Raw genomic sequence first — 16,273 nt, forward strand, 5'->3', positions numbered from 1 at the left:
GACAGGCGCCGAAGGCCCGGCCGGTTTCAAAGGAAGCGCGCCCCTCATACATGTGCAAATCCTAGCCACAGATAGTGGACCGTGGTCACTCTGACCACGGTCCACTCGGTGTACCGACTGCGCCGTTCGTCCCTGCACATGAACATCGCTTCAGCGGGTGGGTTCCATTGATCAGCCTCGCCAGGAAGATAGAAATGCCCACCCTCCAGGAAAATCTGCTGAACTGCCTGCGCGACGCCCACGCCATGGAGTGCCACGCCGAAAAGATGCTCAAGGCGCTGGCGGACCAATTGAGTGATTGCACTGAGATCAAGGCTCGGCTTGATGAACACCTGTTGGAGACGATGGATCAGCAAGTTCTGCTGGAAACCGGCATGAAGCGCTACGCCGACTGTGCGCCGACTCAGGTCGTGCTCAAAGACCCACCCATGATATTTGCTCACGCAGTTGAAAGGATGAGCCTGGGCCACGAAGCCTTGAAACGCGCGATGACGGGTTATGTCCTGGAGACCATCGAAATTGCCCTGTACACCGTGCTCAATAACGCCGCCCAGGCTGCCGGGGATACTGAACTGCAAGCGGCATCCGAGCGAATCCTGCTTGAAGAAGTGGCGATGGCCCAGTGGTTCAAGGAGCACTTGCAGGAGATCACCCAGGCGTTCATTAAGACTGCCACGCCGCCGGATGCTTAGGCTCTTTCGCATTCCACGCACGAATCATGCGCAGGGCTCCTGTTAGTGCGCGACGGCCTGCAGAATCCGTGCAAAACCGACCGGATCTTCGGCACAGGAGGTATGACCCGTGTCCATGACATGCAGCGTGGCCCCGGCAATGCCGCTGACCATTTCATGGGCATGCGCGAGCGTGCGCGCAGGGTCGTGCTGCCCATGGACGATGGCGGTGGGCACGCGCGGCAGCGCCTGCAACATCGGGGCAAAATCCATCGTCTGCTGGCTGAGAATGGCCTCGATGACAGCGTACCGGTCCAACCGCTGCGGATAAGCGCGCAGTTCATCGAGCAACGGTCCTGCCGGCAAGGTTCTGAAACAACGGGCGATGAAGGCCTCCCAAAAAGCCTCGGACCAGTCATGGCGGATCCGCTCGACCAGCTTTGCGCTGTCACCATGCCCACGGGTATTGGCTCCGCTGTTCGCCAGCACCAGGCCTTGCACTCGCGTGGAGCCTGCGCGGGCTTCCTGCAGCGCCACCAGCATGGCAATGGGCGTGCCCAGCGAGTGCCCGACCAGGATGACCGAGGGCAGACCGACAATCGCGCTGCGAACGCGGGCCGCGATCGACTCAAGGTCGTGGCCCCCCTCGTCTTCCAGCCACCCAAGACCGATCGCTGCCAGTCCGCTGAGGTGTGCGGCACGCTCGAATACCTGTGGAGGGCACATCGCCCCCGGCAGGCAGACGAGCTCAGGGCCGCTACCGTCTCCTTCGCTTAACCGTGTAATGCGCATACTGCCTACTCTGAACCGTTGATTGTGGTGAAAAAAATCATGGGCACGCCGCTGCCCATCTACTGCCTGCACAGCCCGTGCATCGCCCCTCGCTATAGACCAGGCCCCGCGGTTGGCCCCTCTGCCAATCGTTTGCCAGCTTGGCAAATCATTGGAACCAAACCATCCCAAAGGCTCTCCACCGCCCTATACAGCGCTTTTTTCACGTCTATCGGAGGGTCCCACCCATGAACCTGAAACACCGCCCCGAGCAAGAAATCATCGCCGTCGACAAGCAAGGCCAGCAGGTGCTGTTCCTCGACCCCGCCAACCTCAACGTCCGCGCAGCCATCACCGGATTGCCCTCGCGCCCCCATGAGTTGCTGGTGATCGAGTCCTTGCGCAAGGCCTACGTGCCGATCTATGGCGACGGCGTCCATGGCGACAACCCCCACCCGAACCATCAGGTGGCGGTGATCGACCTCGACAGTCGTCGCCTGACCGGCTTCATCGATACCCTGCCCTATGTCTCTCCCCACACCGGACGGCTGGGCCGTGATGGGCGGGTATACCTGTGCTGTGAGAACAGCGCAACCCTGCTCATCATAGATCCTCGACTGGACAAGGTGGTCGGGCACATCGACGTGGCGTCGGACAACGTCCACCGGCTCATCCCATTGCCCCATGCCGACCAGCTGTGGGCCGAAAGCGAAGAGGATCGCCAACTGTATGCCATCGACCTGCAAGGTGACGGGGGCGAGGTCGTGGCCACGCTCCAGATGCCCGGCCCATTGAATGGCATCGATGCCTCGCCGCTGCAACCCTGGGTCCTGGCCACGGACGCCGATCGCCCGCTGCTCTATGTGGTCGACACGGATCAACGCAGCCTGTTGCGCACCCTCGAACTCCCCGGCCACCAGCACCCGGGGCAAGTGGTGCGCTTCAGCCCCGACGGGCGCCTGATCGCAGTGATCGGCGACTTCGAGCCGATCGTGAGTTTTTTCGACGAGAACCTGCAGTGGCTGTTCAACGCGCAACTGGGTGACAAGCCGCTGGACGGCTGCTTCAGTCCCGCGCAGGACTACCTGTTGGTGGCCAATGAAAACGACGCCACGGTCAGCGTGATCGACATCATCGCCCGCAAGACCCTCGGCCACGTGCCCGTCGGGAAGGGCTGCGAAATCCTGGCGTACTTTAACCGCTGAGCGCATGCCCTTCCCGACCCGCGGCCGCCAAAGTCGTGGCTTGGCGCCTCAATCCACGGTTTTGGCCCACACTGCCTGCGCATTGGTGAACTCGCGCAGGCCGAAGTGCGACAGCTCGCGCCCGTAGCCGCTTTTCTTCACGCCGCCCACCGGAATGCGGGCATTGGTGGCGGGATAGCCGTTGATAAAAACGCCACCGGTTTCCAGGCGCCGGGCGATGCGTTGTGCACGACTGCTGTCCTGGGTCCACAGGCTGCCGCCCAGGCCGTAGTCACTGCTGTTGGCCAGCAGGATGGCGTGCTCGACATTGTCCGCCACGGTGAGCGCCGCGACCGGCCCGAAGGTCTCTTCATCGAACGCGGCCATGCCAGGCTGGACATCCGCCAGCACCGTCGGCTCATAGAAATTACCCGGCCCCTCGATTTTCTTGCCACCCAGCAGCAGGGTCGCGCCAGCGGCCAGGGTGCGCTGTACTTGGGCATCAAGCTCGTCACGCAGATCGCCTCGAGCCATCGGTCCGATGCGGTTGGCGCTGTCCAGCGGGTTGCCGACTTTCAGTTGCTTGACCGCCGCAACAAACTGGCGGGTGAATGCTTCGGCGATCGGTTGCTCGAGAATGAAGCGCTTGGCTGCCAGGCACACCTGGCCGGCGTTTTGAAATCGGGCTTCGACGGCGGCGCTGACAGCCCGATCGAGATTGGCGTCGGCCAGTACGATAAAGGCGTCGGAGCCGCCCAGCTCGAGCAGGCTCTTCTTCAGGGCCTTGGCGGCAGTAGCGGCCACGGCCGAACCGGCACGCATGCTGCCGGTGAGGGTCACGGCGGCGATGCGCGGGTCTTCGATGGTGCGGGCCACGGTGTCGTTATCGGCCACCAGGTTGATGAACAGCCCCTGGGGAAAGCCGGCGGCCTCGTGGGCATCCTGCAAGGCATAGGCCGAGCCCATGACGTTGGGCGCATGCTTGAGCATGAAGCCATTGCCGGAAAGCATGATCGGCGCCGAGGCCCGAATCACCTGCCACAGCGGGAAATTCCAGGGCATCACGGCCAGCACAGTGCCGATCGGCAGGAAGGACACATGCACCTGATCATCACCCTCCACCTCGACCGGCTCATCGGCCAGGATCGCCGGGCCATGCTCGGCTACCCATTCGATGGTCGCGGCGCACTTCTCCACTTCCGCCCGCGCCGAGACCAGGGTCTTGCCCATCTCGGCCGTGATCAAGGCCGCAATGTTCTCCGAGCGCTCGCGCAGGATGGCGGCCAGACGGCGGTACGCGGCCACCCGTTCACCCATCGGCGTGGCCCGCCACAGGCGCGAAGCGGCGGCGTTCAGGTCCAGCCGTTGTTCGACTTCACTCGGGGTCTGGAACGCATAGGTGGCGATCAGCTCACCTGTGGCCGGGTTGCGCGACGTGGCGACGGCGAGGGGGTTTACTGGGGGATTGAACTGGGTCATCGGGAGCACCTCGTTGGCGGCAGGGCAGCACCGTTTGCGCTGCGATGACTGCCACTCTAGGCAGCCCCGAGGGGACCGGTAAGGCGTGCTGTTATCCTATGACTGCGAGTCATAGGCAGACTGGCGCGGTATGTAGGTGACCAGCGACAGGTCCGGCCGCCCCTCCGGGGTCAACGCCACATAGGTGAAATCGATGTAACCGCTGATGGGGTGCAGCAAGCGCTTGCGGCCCTCGTCGAAGCCCTTGACCTCGGTGTCTTGCCACCATTCGCAAAACTCAAGGCTCTGCGCCGACAGCTCTTCGACCAGGCTGTCGAAGGGCGCCTTGTCCTGCGCCATCGCCCGGGACGCCCGAAAGGCGCTGATCATGCCCCGTGCCATCTGTTCCCAGTCGAGGATCACCGTCCTGTAGGACGGGTACAAGAACAGCAGCCGCAAGGTGTTGCGCTCGTGAGGTTGCAAGGCGCCGTAATCGACGAACAGATCGGCGATGGCGTCGTTCCAGACCAGAATGTCCAGGCGGGCGTTGCGCACATAGGCCGGGATCGGGTCGAGGGCTTTGACCAGCATCTCCAGCCCCGCACTGATGCCCCCGCCCGCCGGGGCCGCCGGCGCTTCCAGGGCCGACAGGGCGTAAAGATGGGCGGACTCTACACGGTCCAGCTTGAGCACCTTGGCGATGCGTCGCAACGCATCGGGCGACGGTTGGATGTCCCGCCCTTGCTCCAGCCAGGTGTACCAGCTGACACTGACCCCGGCCAGCACCGCCACTTCTTCGCGGCGCAGCCCCGGCGTGCGCCGAGGCCCTTCGGGCAAGCCGAAATCCTTGGGGTCGAGACGGGCGCGGCGGCTGGTCAGGAACTTGCCGAACTCCCGCCGTTGTTCTACAGAAGGCCTGGTTGCCATGACGCTCACGTGTGCTTAGGGGTTTCGCCGATGCGGCGCGGGGAGGCGCCCGGAACGGATGTCGAGAAATGTTAACCCATTATGGGGCCTGTGCAGTGGACGCGAGTTGTCCTGGGTCATCACATGCGCCCTCCCCGCCGGCATGTCCTTGTGAGCAATGAATGCAGATCAATGACAGAATATGCATGCCACGCACCCACTAAAACACCTTCCCCGGCCCTGCATAATCGCGCTGACTGCCCTCCACTCATCAAGGGCACGTATTGGTTTTCACCAGCCACTTCGACAGCACCGGCCATTGCGGCCGTGCAACACCATTGATCGGCTCGATGGCCACCCGATCTTTCCCCCACAGCGGCCCCGCCGCCCAATAAGCCAAGGGCACGCAATGGTCGTGCAAGTACGCCAGCAAATTGTCCATCCCGGTCAACCAGCGCGGGTCATCATCGGGGACGCCAAACTCACCTATCTGACCTCGCTTGTGGTTGAGGGCCAGCCATTCGACGAAGGGCTTGGCCCGGTTGACGCCGATCATCGGGTCAAAGGTACCCGTGATCGGTTTGTTGTACTGACCACTGCTCCCGGGGTCCAGGTACATATGGCCTGAATAGACCAGGTTATTGGACGGGTCGGTCAGGGTTAACAGGTCGGCGTTCAACGTCGGGTAACTGGTGGTGTTGGAAAACGCGCGACCTTCCACGTAAATCGGATGGACTTTGTCGAAGGCCCGCACACCATTGATACCGGCCTGCGCGTTGGCCTTCCAGTAGGTGTCCGCGTCGCCGTAAGGCTCGTTCATCAGGTCATAACCATGCAGCCCGGGGTTGTTGCCCCAACGCTGGGCCACACGCCTGCTCAAGTCTTGAAATGCGGAGGTCGGCGCGGCACTGGTGCCGATGACACTGTTGCCGTTCCAACGGCCGAAGTTATGCACATCGAAGATGACACCCATATTGTGCGCAGCGGCCTGGGCGAAGAAGGTATCGAGCCGCTGCGCGTACACAGGGGCGAAATCGCCATTGAGTGTGGGTTGCAAGCGCTCCCAGACAATGCCGAAACGGATGACCCGGATCCCGGCCTTCTGCCATTTATCCAGGTAAGTAGCGTCGGGAAAAGCATAGTCACGGCCTTCGACCCCAGGCAACGTGCTGCCATTCCAGCCCGCCGCAGCGACGTTCAAATGAACCAGCGGGGCACCCTTGCCATCGGTCAAGGGCTGCCCTGCGTATGCGAGGGGCAGCAAGGCCAATGCGGCTACCGCCATCATTCCCTGAACAAGGCTTTTCATAGGTTTCTCTTATTGGAGGGTGCGCTCACTTTCGAAACGACTGGTGAGCATCCTAGTTCAGAGGATCAAGGTGTGCCGGTTTTCGCACCACCATGCGACGGGCAGTCCTCAACATCCTCGATGAGCTTGTCAGACGTCCTGAAGCCGTTGGTAGCGGCGCTGGCGCCTCAGCGTCGAGTTCGGCATTGCGAGCCAGCGAGTGGGCATCACCGTCAAGGCTTGCCTGGAGGGTTGAACTCGGCAGGTCAGTGCCGGACTGAGGGGAAGGGGCTGCCCGGCTGTCGCATGCTGCACCGATGAAATGCCCTCACAACGCTGCCCGAAAGTCTTCCAGATAGGCCTCGCCGCCCCGTGTCAGCCGAACCTGGGTATAGGTCAATACCCCGGCCTCTACGCGGCGTTGCGCGCTGATCAAGTTCGCCGACATCAACGCCAGGATGCTGTCGGCGCGCCCGCCCTGGACGACCGACAGGCCCTCCGCCACTTCGCGAAGCATGACGCGATCGGTACCGAAAAGGTGCATAGAAAATCAACTCGAATAATCAGAGTGCTAGCAATACGACACCACTGAGGTGCGCGGGTTCCTTAACGTTACGACTTCTTCGTCCGCTGGTCCGGCAACACGGCGATCGGAAAATAAAGATTGAATCCTCACAGATTATGTTATTTAAATAACACAAAATAAAAAGCCGCCGATGCTCCCGTCGGCGCTGGCGAGGTCACAACAACAATGAGCAAGATTGCAGTCATCGGCAGCAACATGGTCGACCTGATCACCTACATCGAACGCATGCCCGCCCAGGGTGAAACCCTCGAAGCGCCCCGCTTTGCCATGGGCTGCGGCGGCAAGGGCGCCAACCAGGCGGCGGCTGCCGCGCTGCTGGGCGCCGAGGTGCTGATGCTCAGCAAGGTCGGCGACGATGCCTTCGCCGACACCACTTTGGCCAATTTCCAGCGGCTGGGCATCGACACGCGTTTTGTCGAACGGGTGGCGGGCGTGTCCAGTGGCGTGGCGCCGATCTTCGTCCAGGCGGATTCGCACAACAGCATCCTCATCGTCAAGGGCGCCAATGCCCACCTGAGCCCGGCCGACATCGACCGTGCCCAAGCGCAACTGCGCGATTGCGCATTGATCGTGCTGCAACTGGAGATCGATCTGGTGACGGTGTATCACGCCATCGCGTTCGCTCGCCGGCACGCCATCCCGGTGTTGCTCAACCCGGCCCCGGCCCTGCCGGGCCTGAGCCGCGAGCACCTCGCGCAGCTGGACTTTCTGATCCCCAACGAGAGCGAACTGGCCCTCCTCAGCGGCCGCCCGGTGACCTCTGCCGAAGAAGCGGCCCAGGCCGCACGGCAGTTGGTGGCCGAGGGCATACGCCACGTCATCGTCACCCTCGGTGAGCACGGTGCACTGTACGTCGGCGCCGAAGGCGAGTGGCAGGTACCCGGCGTGAAGGTCGAGGCCCGCGACACCACCGGTGCCGGTGACGCTTTCATTGGCTGCTTCGCCCGGCACTGGAGTCAGGACGGCAACATCCGCCAGGCCATGCAGCAAGCGGTGGCCTATTCAGCCTGCTCGGTCACCGGACTCGGCACACAATCTTCCTACCCCGATGCGCAAACCTTTGCGCGCTTCCTCGATGCTTCGGCCAGCGCACGCTGACACCTGTATTTTCGCGGAGAACAACAATGAACAAGCCTGCGCTGCAACAAACCCCTGACGGGTTCTACCTCAACCGTACCCCTTGGTTCGCCTTCCTCCTGCTCTGCAGCATCTTTGCCTTGTGGGCCGCCGCGGCGAGCATGAACGATGTGCTGATCGCCCACTTCAAGAAGGCCTTCCTGCTCAGCGACTTCCAGACCGCCTTCGTCCAGTCGGCGTTCTACCTGGGCTACTTCTTCGTGGCCATTCCGGCGGCGCTGGTGGTGCGGCGTTTCAGCTACAAGACCACCATCCTGATCGGGCTGATGCTCTACCTGTTCGGCTGTGCGCTGTTCTTCCCGGCGGCTTCCACGGCTAAATACGGCATGTTCCTGATGGCACTGTTTGTCATCGCCGCCGGCCTGTCGTTTCTCGAGACCGCCTGCAACACCTATTCGACCCTGATGGGGCCTCGGGAGACCGGCACCCGACGCTTGAACATCTCGCAGACGTTCCACCCGTTCGGCGCCATGACCGGGGTGTATGTCGGCAGCTTCGTGATGTTCAAGGACACCGACGCCACCCGCGAGCAGTTGACCCATATGAGCGCCAGCGATGCGGCGGTGCAGCAACTGCAGATGATCCAGTCGACCCTGCTGCCGTACAAGTGGATGATCGCGGTGTTGATCCTGATGTTCATCCTGATCGCCATCACCCGCTTCCCGGCGTGCAAAGGCAACCGCACCGCCAGCCAACCGCGGGCCAGCATCGGCCAGAGCCTCGGCCGCCTGCGGCGCAATCCGCGGTTCTGCTTCGGCGTATTGGCCCAGTTCCTGTATGTGGGTGCACAGGTCGGTGTGTGGAGCTTTACCATTCGCCTGGCCATGCAAATGGGTGGCATGAACGAGCGCAGTGCCTCGTGGTTCCTGCTGACCACCTTCGCCGCGTATTTCGTCGGCAAGATGATCGCCAACCTGCTGATGCGCAAGCTGCACCCGGCCAAGGTGCTGGCCCTGTACGGTGTGCTGTGCATCGTGCTGCTGGCTTACACCATTCTGGTGCCGAACATCACGGCGGTGTATGCGGCCGTGGGCGTCAGCGTATTTCTCGGGCCCTGCTGGCCGACCATCTATGGCCTGACCATCGACGGGCTGGGTGAAGACACCGGCGTCGGTGGCTCGCTGCTGGTGATGAGCATTGTCGGCGGCGGCGTGATGCCGATCTTCCAGGGCCTGCTCAGCGATGCCAATGGCGGCAACATGCAGATCGCCTACAGCGTGCCGCTGCTGTGCTTCGTGGCCATCGTGCTGTACGCAGTGCGCTGCATGCGTCAACCACAACCTGTTCTGACCGGCTCGGCCACGGCGGTGGCGCAATGAGTGCCGAACAGATGCGTCTGCCGCTGTACGCGCAGCTCTGGGATCAAAGCAGCCGCCCCCTGCTCGAGTCGCAGCATTTCAGCGTCCGCGCCTGGACTTACCCCAGTGGGGTCAAGGCGCTGTCGCTGGAAAACAGTCGCGGCAAGCTGGTGATCCTGCCCTGGCAGGGGCAGATGATCTGGTCGGCCGAGTTCGATGGCGTCGATCTGACCATGCGCAACCTGTTCACTCAGCCCAGGCCCAGTGCCAATGTGATCGGCACCTATGGCTGCTTCATGTTCCACAGCGGCCTGCTGCGCAACGGTTGCCCGGGTCCTGAGGATGATCATGCGCTGCACGGCGAAATGCCCTGCGCGCCCATGGACCAGGCCTGGCTGCAGGTGGGCGAGGACGAGCGCGGCGCCTACCTGCGCCTGGGCGGCGAGTACGAGTACGTGCAAGGGTTCGGCGACCACTACCGCGCCTGCCCAAGCGTGACCCTGCGCCCGGCCAGCGGCCTGTTCGAGATCGGTCTGCAGGTGGTCAACCTGGCAGGCAAGCCCATGGAATTGATGTACATGGCGCACATGAACTACGCCTACGTCGAAGGCGCCCGCCTGACTCAGCCGCTGGGCTGCGCGCGCACGCGAGTGCGTGAAAGCGTGCCGGCCCACGTCCGGCCGACGCCGGCCTGGACGGCCTACATCGCCGAACTCGGCCAGGACCCGACCCGCCTCAAGGTGCTCGACTCGCCCGAGTTGTACGACCCGGAGATTGTCTGCTTCTTCGATGACGTGCGCAGCGATGCCCAGGGGCAAGCGCACTTCTTTCTCGATCATCCTACCGGCGCGGCGTTCTACACGCGCTACAGCCCTCGGCAATTCGACCATGCCGCGCGCTGGATCCTGCACAACGCCGACCAGCAAGTGGCCGCCTTTGTGCTGCCGGCCACCTGCGAACCGGAGGGCTACCGCGCCGAACTGGCCAAGGGCAACGTCCGTCGCCTCGGGCCCGGTGCCCGTGCCGAATTCAGCCTGACCACCGGCTACCTCAGCGCGGCGGAACGGCGGGCGCTGTAGCTGTAGCTGTAGCTGTAGCTGTAGCTGTAGCTGTAGCTGTAGCTGTAGCTGTAGCGGCCTGGCCGTATTCCGGACTTTCAATCAGTTGCACACGGCGCAGATCACCAAGCTCATCGCCATCGGTACGGTCACCCCGGCCAAGATGCCGCTGGACCGCGCCGGGTTGATCTCTTTCGAATTCATTCCCGTGGGACCCTTGTCTCCCCCTCTCGGTGCTGCTGGCACCAGCGAGTCACTGAAGACCCTCCCGTTGTCGGTGGGTTCGAGGTTTTCAGGTCGGCGCGGTTTCGGCGGCCCGTATCAAATTCCAGGCGAGCACTGCGGCGAGTGCGGCAAAGGCGGCCCCGCCCAACAGTACGGCTCGATAAGCCGCGCCGTAACTGGCAACGGCCAAAGCGTGCAGTGCGGGCGAGCCGTTACCGGACAGATCCCCGGCGCCAATCGCTTTCACAAGGGCATCGGCCTCCCCGGCCGAGCCCATGGGCAAGCCAGCGGTGACAGCCGCCCTGAGTTGCATGAACAGCACGGCGCCCAGCACCGCAAAGCCGATGACGATGCCGGCAAAGCGGATGGTGCCGGATATCCCGGAGGCCATCCCAGCGCGCTCCGGGGGGATGACCGACATGCTGACCTTGGCCGTTTCACCATTGAGCGTGCCGGCACCGATGCCCATCAATAACAAACCCGGCAGCAACGCGACATAGTGCAATTGGGGCAGCGCCACGGCAACGCTGACCAGCCCAACCGCGATGAGTGCCAGGCCGCCGGTGAGCAGCACTCGACCGCTCAGGCGATGGGTCAGGTAGGTGGCCACCAGCCGCGGTACCACGAACAGCGGCACCGCAATGGGCACTTTCGAAGTCGCCAATATCATGGCCGAGCGTCAGGTCTATCAGGTCACGCTGCTGTCCGAACAGGGCGGTGTGGTGCAGTCCTCAGGCGGCTTCGGGGTAGAGAAAGCCCCATGACCATCGTCAAAGCCGCCGCCGTACAAATCGCACCCGTGCTCTACAGCCGTAAAGGCACCGTCGAGAAAGTCGTGCAGAAAATCCTTGAACTCGGTGACAAGGGCGTGCAGTTCGCCGTGTTCCCGGAAACCATCGTCCCCTACTACCCCTATTTTTCCTTCGTGCAGACCCCTTTTGAAATGGGCGCCGAGCACTACAAGCTGCTCGATCAGGCCGTCACCGTCCCCTCCGCCGCCACCGACGCCATCGGCAAGGCCGCCAAGCAGGCCAACATGGTGGTCTCCATCGGCGTCAACGAACGCGACGGCAGCACGCTGTACAATACCCAGTTGCTGTTTGATGCCGACGGCACCTTGATCCAGGCCCGTCGCAAGATCTCGCCCACTTATCACGAACGCATGATCTGGGGCATGGGCGATGGCTCCGGCCTGCGCGCCGTGGACAGCGCGGTAGGCCGCATCGGCCAACTCGCCTGCTGGGAGCACTACAACCCGCTGGCCCGCTACGCCCTGATCGAAGACGGAGAACAGATCCATGCCGCCATGTACCCCGGCTCGTTCGCGGGCGAGTTGTTCACCCGCCAGATGGAAGTCAGCATTCGCATGCATGCCCTGGAGTCTGCCTGCTTCGTGGTCAACTCCACGGCCTGGCTGTACCCGGAACAGCAGGCGCAGATCATGAAAGACACCGGCACCTCCATCGACCCCATCTCCGGCGGCTGCTTCACCGCGATCATCGACCCTCAAGGCGAAATCATCGGTTCACTGACCGAGGGCGAAGGCGAAGTGATCGCCAACCTCGACCTCTGGGAAATCGACAAGCGCAAACGCCAGATGGACGGCCGCGGGCACTATAGCCGCCCGGAACTGCTCAGTCTGGTCATTGACCGGACCGCCCACAGCCACGTGCATGAGCGCAGCGCTCACCCCAAGCTCATTGAGCTTGAGCAACGCGCTGCGGGCACCTTGGTGATGAACGAGGCTTTATCGGACCACAGCCACACGACGGCTTGATGGTTCGACCTCCTCAATAAACGCCGGGCGTCCCCCCGCCATCGACTGCGATGGCTGTCCCTTGAATGTGCCGAGCACGCTCTGAACAGAGAAACACCGCCAGCGCCGCGACATCCTCGGGCGTACCGAGCCTGCCGAGCCCTTCACGCTGGATCTGCTCGGCGCGCACCGCTTCGACGCTCTGGCCGCTGGCGGCAGCCCGCTGCTCGAACAACTGCTCGACCCGGCCGGTTTCCGTCAGGCCCGGCAGGATCGCGTTGACGTTCACGCCGTCGCGTTTGCCCTGGCCTGACAGGCCCTTGGTGAAGTTGTGCATCGCCCCGTTGACCGAACCACCGATCAAGAAGCCCGGATCCGGGGTGCGTGCCGCGCCGCCGATGACGTTGACCACATGCCCTTTCGCGGCCGTCAGCAACGGCCAGAACAACCGACACAGGTTCACGCAGCCGAAGAACTTGAGGGCAAAGCCGTCCTGCCACAGGGCATCGCTCAACTCCAGGAATGCCCCGGCCCGCGTCGCACCCGCCGAGTTGACCAGGATGTCGCAGCGCCCGAACTGCGCACTGACGCCTTCGAACAGCGACTTGCAACCGGCTTCGGTGCGCAGGTCGGCGGCATAGGTGGCGGGCCGCGGGCCGCCGCGGGCTACGATCGTGTCGGCCGCAGCCGTCAGATTGGCTTCGCTGGACGCCGCCAGTACCGTCTGCGCACCCTGGGCGGCGAAGGCCGCTGCGATGCCGAAGCCGATGCCACGGCTCCCGCCTGAAACCACGACCACTTTGCCGGCAAATTCCTGGGACATGTCACTGATCCTGTAGGGAGGGAGGCATTTCGTACAGAGCCTAGTCGACAGACTGCGCCTCGGGGACACGACGGCGGTGCGTCACTTCACTCATCGGTAACACTTGAACGCCCCACCGGCGTCCGATCCGCTTGACGTGGTATTCAAGTGGTATTACTTTCTAACGTCATAAGCACACCAATAAAGCACCACTTCGGAAGCTGACGATGAATTCGATCATCCCCTTGCGCCCCGACGAGCACCAGCCAACGCCCCTGTACCTGCAACTGGCGCGTAACCTCGAAGCGGCAATCCATGCCGGGCAGTGGAAATCCGATCAGGCGTTGCCCTCGGAACGCAGCCTCAGCGAAGACCTGAACATCTCCCGCGTCACCGCCCGCAAAGCCCTCGATGTCCTTGAACAACAGGGCCTGATCCGACGTAACCAAGGTTCCGGCACCTTCATCACCCCACGTCTGGAACAGCCACTGTCACGGCTGTCGAGCTTCAGCGAAATGCTCCGCAGCAAGGGCTTCACCCCCAGCTCGCAGTGGCTGCAGCGGGAAATCGCCCTGCCCACCCATGAAGAATTGATCCGCCTGGGCCTGTCGCCGTCCGACCAGGTCGCCCGGCTGGAGCGCTTGCGCAAGGCCGACGGGATTGTCATGGCCGTGGAAGTCAGCACCCTGCCCGCTTCGCTGCTGCCCGACCCACAAGCCGTCGGCGATTCGTTGTATGCCCACCTCGACGTTATCGGCTGTCCCGTGGTGCGTGCGCTGCAGCATATCCGGGCAATCAACGCGTCGATACAGATGGCCGCGCAAGTGGGTGTCGAGCCGGGCACCGCGATGTTGCGCATGACCCGGATCGGCTTTGGCGCCGACAACACGGCTATCGAACTGACCGACACCTATTGCCGCGATGACTACTACGATTTCGTCGCCGAACTGCGCCGCTGACCGCTGGCACGGGTCAAGCTGCGCCTCTTTGCAAACGGTATCGCCCACTGGAGTCTGTATGCCTGATTTCAACATACTCACGCCCGACGGCTGGGTCCGTGGCCAGTTGCATCACCGCGACGGGCGCGTGCTCGAGGTCGTCGGCCCGCCCTGTGACCCCCTGCACAACAACCTGCCCTACCTGCTGCCAGGCTTCATCGACCTGCACGTGCATGGCGGCGGTGGCCGCGACATCATGGAGGGCGACAACGCCTTCGCCACCATCGCCCGCACCCACCTGCGCTTCGGCACCACCAGCCTGTTGGCGACTACCATGACCGCGCCGTCAGCGCAGATCCGGCAGATCCTCGAACAGTTGGGGCACTACAGCCAGCGCCGACCCGCCGCCACCGCCCGAGTGCTCGGTGTGCACCTGGAAGGCCCCTATATCAACCCGGGCAAACTCGGCGCCCAGCCCAATCATGCCCATGGCGCGGTGCTCGAGGAGGTGGACCAACTGCTGGGCCTGGCACCGATCAAGGTGATCACCCTGGCGCCGGAAATCGCCGGGCATGTCGAGCTGATCCGGGCGCTGGTGCAGCGCGGCGTCTGTGTACAGATCGGCCACACCCTGGGCAGTTATGAAGACGGCGTGCAAGCCCTGGCGGCAGGCGCCACCAGTTTCACCCACCTGTATAACGCCATGAGCCCGCTGCACCATCGCGAACCCGGCATCGTCGGCGCAGCGCTGGCCCATGCGCGCTTCGCCGAAATCATCCCCGACCTGTTGCACGTGCACCCCGGCGCGATTCGCGTGGCGTTGCGGGCCATTCCCTGCCTGTACTGCGTTACCGACTCGACCGCCGCCACCGGCATGCCCGACGGCCAATACAAACTGGGCAGCCACACCGTCACCAAATGCCTGGGCGGTGTGCGCCTGGCCGACGGCACCCTGGCGGGCAGCACGCTGACCATGGACCAGGCCTTGCGCAACCTGGTCAAACTCGGCGTGCCACTGGCCGAAGCGTCCCAGCGTCTGTCGCAGTTTCCCGCCGACTATCTGGGCATCGAAGAACGCGGCCGCCTGCAGCCTGGCAGTTGGGCAGACGCCGTATCCGTGAATCGCGACCTGACACTGGCCGCCGTGATGGTTGAAGGAGAAACCGTTGAACTCGAAAATGCTTGAAGAAGCGCTGACCTCCGGGGAGGGCGTGCGTCGCCAGCTGACGCAACTGGAGCCACTGCTGTCGGTGCTCGGCGAGCGCCTGCGCGAGCGGCCGCCCCAGGTGGTGCTGACGGTCGCCCGCGGCAGTTCCGATCATGCCGCCAGTTATTTTGCCTACCTCACCACGCAGCTGACCGGCGTGCCGGTGGCCTCGTTGCCGATGTCGGTGGCCACCCTGCATGACTCGCCCTTGAAGGTTGAAGGTCAGCCAGCGCTGGCGTTTTCCCAGTCGGGCCAGAGCCCTGATCTGGTCAGCACCATGACCCGGTTGCGCGAGCGCGGCGCCCTGAGCATCGCCCTGGTCAATGCCCAGGGCTCGCCCCTGGAACAGGCCTGCGAGTACCGCCTGCCCCTCGCCGCCGGTGCGGAGTCGAGCGTGGCGGCGACCAAGAGTTTTATCTGCACCCTCAGCGCCAGCGCGCGACTGGTGGCCCATTGGCAACGGAACGAAGCCCTGTTGCAGGCCGGGCAGACCTTGCCGGATGACCTGTTCGCCGCCGCGCGGCAAGACTGGTCCGAGGCCATCGAGGCGCTGCGCGATTGCCAGAGGCTGATGGTCATCGGCCGGGGCCTGGGGTTCGCGGTCGCTCAGGAAGCGGCGCTGAAATTCAAGGAAACCTCGGCGCTGCAGGCTGAGGCCTTCAGCAGCGCCGAGGTCCGCCACGGGCCCATGGCGTTGGTGGAGCAGGACTACCCGTTGCTGATTTTTGCCTTGCGCGGTGCCGAACAGGCCAGCCTCCTGGCCCTCGCGGCAGACATGCGCGAGCGGGGCGCCAAGGTGCTGCTGGCGGCGCCCGACGACATCGCCGAGCGTGACCTGACGCTGAGCTGCGCCGGGCACCCGGCCCTCGACCCGATCCTGGCCATCCAGTCGTTCTATGTCATGGCCGCCGGCCTGGCCCAGGCCAAAGGGCTCGACCCCGACCAGCCGCGACACCTCAGCAAGGTGACCCGAACCCTTTGACCCTCG

General features: G+C 63.6%; 17 protein-coding genes and 1 pseudogene. 10 read left to right on the forward strand and 8 right to left on the reverse strand.

Going from position 1 to position 16,273, the window contains the following annotated elements; all coding sequences use genetic code 11:
• Nucleotides 1-7 precede the first annotated feature (7 nt).
• A pseudogene (locus tag HB675_RS25860) lies at nt 8-98 on the reverse strand (alcohol dehydrogenase catalytic domain-containing protein); the annotation flags it as partial.
• Between the two features lie 96 nt (nt 99-194).
• Between HB675_RS25860 and HB675_RS14230 the strand changes: the two are divergent.
• Complete coding sequence (locus HB675_RS14230) at nt 195-692, forward strand: DUF892 family protein (RefSeq protein WP_213878965.1); 498 nt, start codon at nt 195-197, stop codon at nt 690-692.
• Between the two features lie 42 nt (nt 693-734).
• Here the strand turns inward: HB675_RS14230 and HB675_RS14235 are convergent, their stop codons facing one another.
• Nucleotides 735-1,463 (reverse strand): alpha/beta hydrolase, encoded by a 729-nt coding sequence (locus HB675_RS14235; RefSeq protein WP_213878966.1) that lies wholly within the window; start codon nt 1,461-1,463, stop codon nt 735-737.
• 227 nt (nt 1,464-1,690) lie between these two features.
• Here HB675_RS14235 and HB675_RS14240 point away from each other — a divergent pair, with 227 nt between their 5' ends.
• Nucleotides 1,691-2,647, forward strand: a complete 957-nt coding sequence (locus HB675_RS14240) for a WD40 repeat domain-containing protein (protein WP_213878967.1) — start codon at nt 1,691-1,693, stop codon at nt 2,645-2,647.
• A 48-nt stretch (nt 2,648-2,695) separates the two neighbouring features.
• Here HB675_RS14240 and HB675_RS14245 read toward each other — a convergent pair whose 3' ends face one another.
• The 4 genes from HB675_RS14245 to HB675_RS14260 all read right to left on the reverse strand — a co-directional run bounded on the left by HB675_RS14245 (nt 2,696) and on the right by HB675_RS14260 (nt 6,795).
• Nucleotides 2,696-4,105: an NAD-dependent succinate-semialdehyde dehydrogenase gene (locus HB675_RS14245; protein ID WP_213878968.1), complete on the reverse strand. Its 1,410-nt coding sequence runs from the start codon at nt 4,103-4,105 to the stop codon at nt 2,696-2,698.
• Nucleotides 4,106-4,201: 96 nt separating this feature from the next.
• Nucleotides 4,202-5,011: a helix-turn-helix transcriptional regulator gene (locus HB675_RS14250; RefSeq protein WP_213878969.1), complete on the reverse strand. Its 810-nt coding sequence runs from the start codon at nt 5,009-5,011 to the stop codon at nt 4,202-4,204.
• Nucleotides 5,012-5,261: 250 nt separating this feature from the next.
• Nucleotides 5,262-6,299 (reverse strand): glycoside hydrolase family 5 protein, encoded by a 1,038-nt coding sequence (locus HB675_RS14255; RefSeq protein ID WP_213878970.1) that lies wholly within the window; start codon nt 6,297-6,299, stop codon nt 5,262-5,264.
• 307 nt (nt 6,300-6,606) lie between these two features.
• Entirely contained in the window at nt 6,607-6,795 is a 189-nt protein-coding gene (locus tag HB675_RS14260; protein WP_213878971.1) for a hypothetical protein, read from the reverse strand.
• A 234-nt stretch (nt 6,796-7,029) separates the two neighbouring features.
• Between HB675_RS14260 and rbsK the strand changes: the two genes are divergently transcribed.
• From rbsK to HB675_RS14275, 3 genes are read left to right on the forward strand one after another with little or no spacing between them, the layout of a single operon-like run.
• Nucleotides 7,030-7,962 carry a ribokinase gene (gene rbsK, locus HB675_RS14265; RefSeq protein WP_213878972.1) on the forward strand — a complete coding sequence of 311 codons (933 nt, stop codon included), beginning with the start codon at nt 7,030-7,032 and terminating at the stop codon, nt 7,960-7,962.
• A gap of 26 nt (nt 7,963-7,988) precedes the next feature.
• Nucleotides 7,989-9,320 (forward strand): L-fucose:H+ symporter permease, encoded by a 1,332-nt coding sequence (fucP, locus tag HB675_RS14270; protein ID WP_213878973.1) that lies wholly within the window; start codon nt 7,989-7,991, stop codon nt 9,318-9,320.
• Nucleotides 9,317-10,378, forward strand: coding sequence for an aldose 1-epimerase family protein (locus tag HB675_RS14275; RefSeq protein WP_213878974.1), 1,062 nt, complete (start codon nt 9,317-9,319; stop codon nt 10,376-10,378). The genes fucP and HB675_RS14275 overlap by 4 nt, the downstream gene beginning before the upstream one ends.
• 271 nt (nt 10,379-10,649) lie before the next feature.
• Here HB675_RS14275 and HB675_RS14280 read toward each other — a convergent pair whose 3' ends face one another.
• Complete coding sequence (locus HB675_RS14280) at nt 10,650-11,231, reverse strand: MFS transporter (RefSeq protein WP_213878975.1); 582 nt, start codon at nt 11,229-11,231, stop codon at nt 10,650-10,652.
• On the opposite strand from HB675_RS14280, the gene HB675_RS25865 reads away from it, so the two are divergent.
• Both HB675_RS25865 and HB675_RS14285 read left to right on the forward strand, forming a co-directional pair.
• The gene (locus HB675_RS25865; protein ID WP_256737558.1) at nt 11,224-11,346 is read left to right on the forward strand and encodes a hypothetical protein; all 123 of its coding nucleotides are present in this window, start codon (nt 11,224-11,226) and stop codon (nt 11,344-11,346) included. The two genes, HB675_RS14280 and HB675_RS25865, sit on opposite strands and share 8 nt — an antisense overlap.
• Nucleotides 11,343-12,359 carry a nitrilase-related carbon-nitrogen hydrolase gene (locus tag HB675_RS14285; RefSeq protein WP_213878976.1) on the forward strand — a complete coding sequence of 339 codons (1,017 nt, stop codon included), beginning with the start codon at nt 11,343-11,345 and terminating at the stop codon, nt 12,357-12,359. The genes HB675_RS25865 and HB675_RS14285 overlap by 4 nt, the downstream gene beginning before the upstream one ends.
• A 13-nt stretch (nt 12,360-12,372) precedes the next feature.
• Here HB675_RS14285 and HB675_RS14290 read toward each other — a convergent pair whose 3' ends face one another.
• On the reverse strand, nt 12,373-13,161 hold the full coding sequence (locus HB675_RS14290) for an SDR family oxidoreductase (RefSeq protein WP_213878977.1): 789 nt from the start codon (nt 13,159-13,161) through the stop codon (nt 12,373-12,375).
• A gap of 206 nt (nt 13,162-13,367) precedes the next feature.
• Here HB675_RS14290 and HB675_RS14295 point away from each other — a divergent pair, with 206 nt between their 5' ends.
• Genes HB675_RS14295 through HB675_RS14305 form a run of 3 tightly spaced genes read left to right on the forward strand, consistent with a single transcriptional unit; the run spans nt 13,368 to nt 16,267 of the window.
• Nucleotides 13,368-14,099, forward strand: coding sequence for a GntR family transcriptional regulator (locus HB675_RS14295; RefSeq protein ID WP_213878978.1), 732 nt, complete (start codon nt 13,368-13,370; stop codon nt 14,097-14,099).
• Nucleotides 14,100-14,157: 58 nt separating this feature from the next.
• On the forward strand, nt 14,158-15,264 hold the full coding sequence (gene nagA, locus HB675_RS14300; RefSeq protein ID WP_213878979.1) for an N-acetylglucosamine-6-phosphate deacetylase: 1,107 nt from the start codon (nt 14,158-14,160) through the stop codon (nt 15,262-15,264).
• Nucleotides 15,257-16,267 (forward strand): SIS domain-containing protein, encoded by a 1,011-nt coding sequence (locus HB675_RS14305; RefSeq protein WP_213879042.1) that lies wholly within the window; start codon nt 15,257-15,259, stop codon nt 16,265-16,267. Before nagA ends, HB675_RS14305 begins: the two co-directional genes overlap by 8 nt.
• Nucleotides 16,268-16,273: the final 6 nt, after the last annotated feature.

The sequence above is a fragment of the Pseudomonas sp. dw_358 genome (assembly GCF_018449655.1).
GTDB lineage: Bacteria > Pseudomonadota > Gammaproteobacteria > Pseudomonadales > Pseudomonadaceae > Aquipseudomonas.

Bases quoted from the DNA above. Each gene is read 5' to 3' on its own strand.
- HB675_RS25865 (WP_256737558.1), top strand. From the start codon at position 11,224: ATGGGCACTTTCGAAGTCGCCAATATCATGGCCGAGCGTCAGGTCTAT.
- HB675_RS14255 (WP_213878970.1), bottom strand. From the start codon at position 6,299: ATGAAAAGCCTTGTTCAGGGAATGATGGCGGTAGCCGCATTGGCCTTG.
- nagA (WP_213878979.1), top strand. From the start codon at position 14,158: ATGCCTGATTTCAACATACTCACGCCCGACGGCTGGGTCCGTGGCCAG.
- HB675_RS14235 (WP_213878966.1), bottom strand. From the start codon at position 1,463: ATGCGCATTACACGGTTAAGCGAAGGAGACGGTAGCGGCCCTGAGCTC.
- HB675_RS14285 (WP_213878976.1), top strand. From the start codon at position 11,343: ATGACCATCGTCAAAGCCGCCGCCGTACAAATCGCACCCGTGCTCTAC.
- HB675_RS14295 (WP_213878978.1), top strand. From the start codon at position 13,368: ATGAATTCGATCATCCCCTTGCGCCCCGACGAGCACCAGCCAACGCCC.
- rbsK (WP_213878972.1), top strand. From the start codon at position 7,030: ATGAGCAAGATTGCAGTCATCGGCAGCAACATGGTCGACCTGATCACC.
- HB675_RS14245 (WP_213878968.1), bottom strand. From the start codon at position 4,105: ATGACCCAGTTCAATCCCCCAGTAAACCCCCTCGCCGTCGCCACGTCG.
- HB675_RS14290 (WP_213878977.1), bottom strand. From the start codon at position 13,161: ATGTCCCAGGAATTTGCCGGCAAAGTGGTCGTGGTTTCAGGCGGGAGC.
- HB675_RS14275 (WP_213878974.1), top strand. From the start codon at position 9,317: ATGAGTGCCGAACAGATGCGTCTGCCGCTGTACGCGCAGCTCTGGGAT.
- fucP (WP_213878973.1), top strand. From the start codon at position 7,989: ATGAACAAGCCTGCGCTGCAACAAACCCCTGACGGGTTCTACCTCAAC.
- HB675_RS14230 (WP_213878965.1), top strand. From the start codon at position 195: ATGCCCACCCTCCAGGAAAATCTGCTGAACTGCCTGCGCGACGCCCAC.
- HB675_RS14260 (WP_213878971.1), bottom strand. From the start codon at position 6,795: ATGCTTCGCGAAGTGGCGGAGGGCCTGTCGGTCGTCCAGGGCGGGCGC.
- HB675_RS14305 (WP_213879042.1), top strand. From the start codon at position 15,257: ATGCTTGAAGAAGCGCTGACCTCCGGGGAGGGCGTGCGTCGCCAGCTG.
- HB675_RS14240 (WP_213878967.1), top strand. From the start codon at position 1,691: ATGAACCTGAAACACCGCCCCGAGCAAGAAATCATCGCCGTCGACAAG.
- HB675_RS14250 (WP_213878969.1), bottom strand. From the start codon at position 5,011: ATGGCAACCAGGCCTTCTGTAGAACAACGGCGGGAGTTCGGCAAGTTC.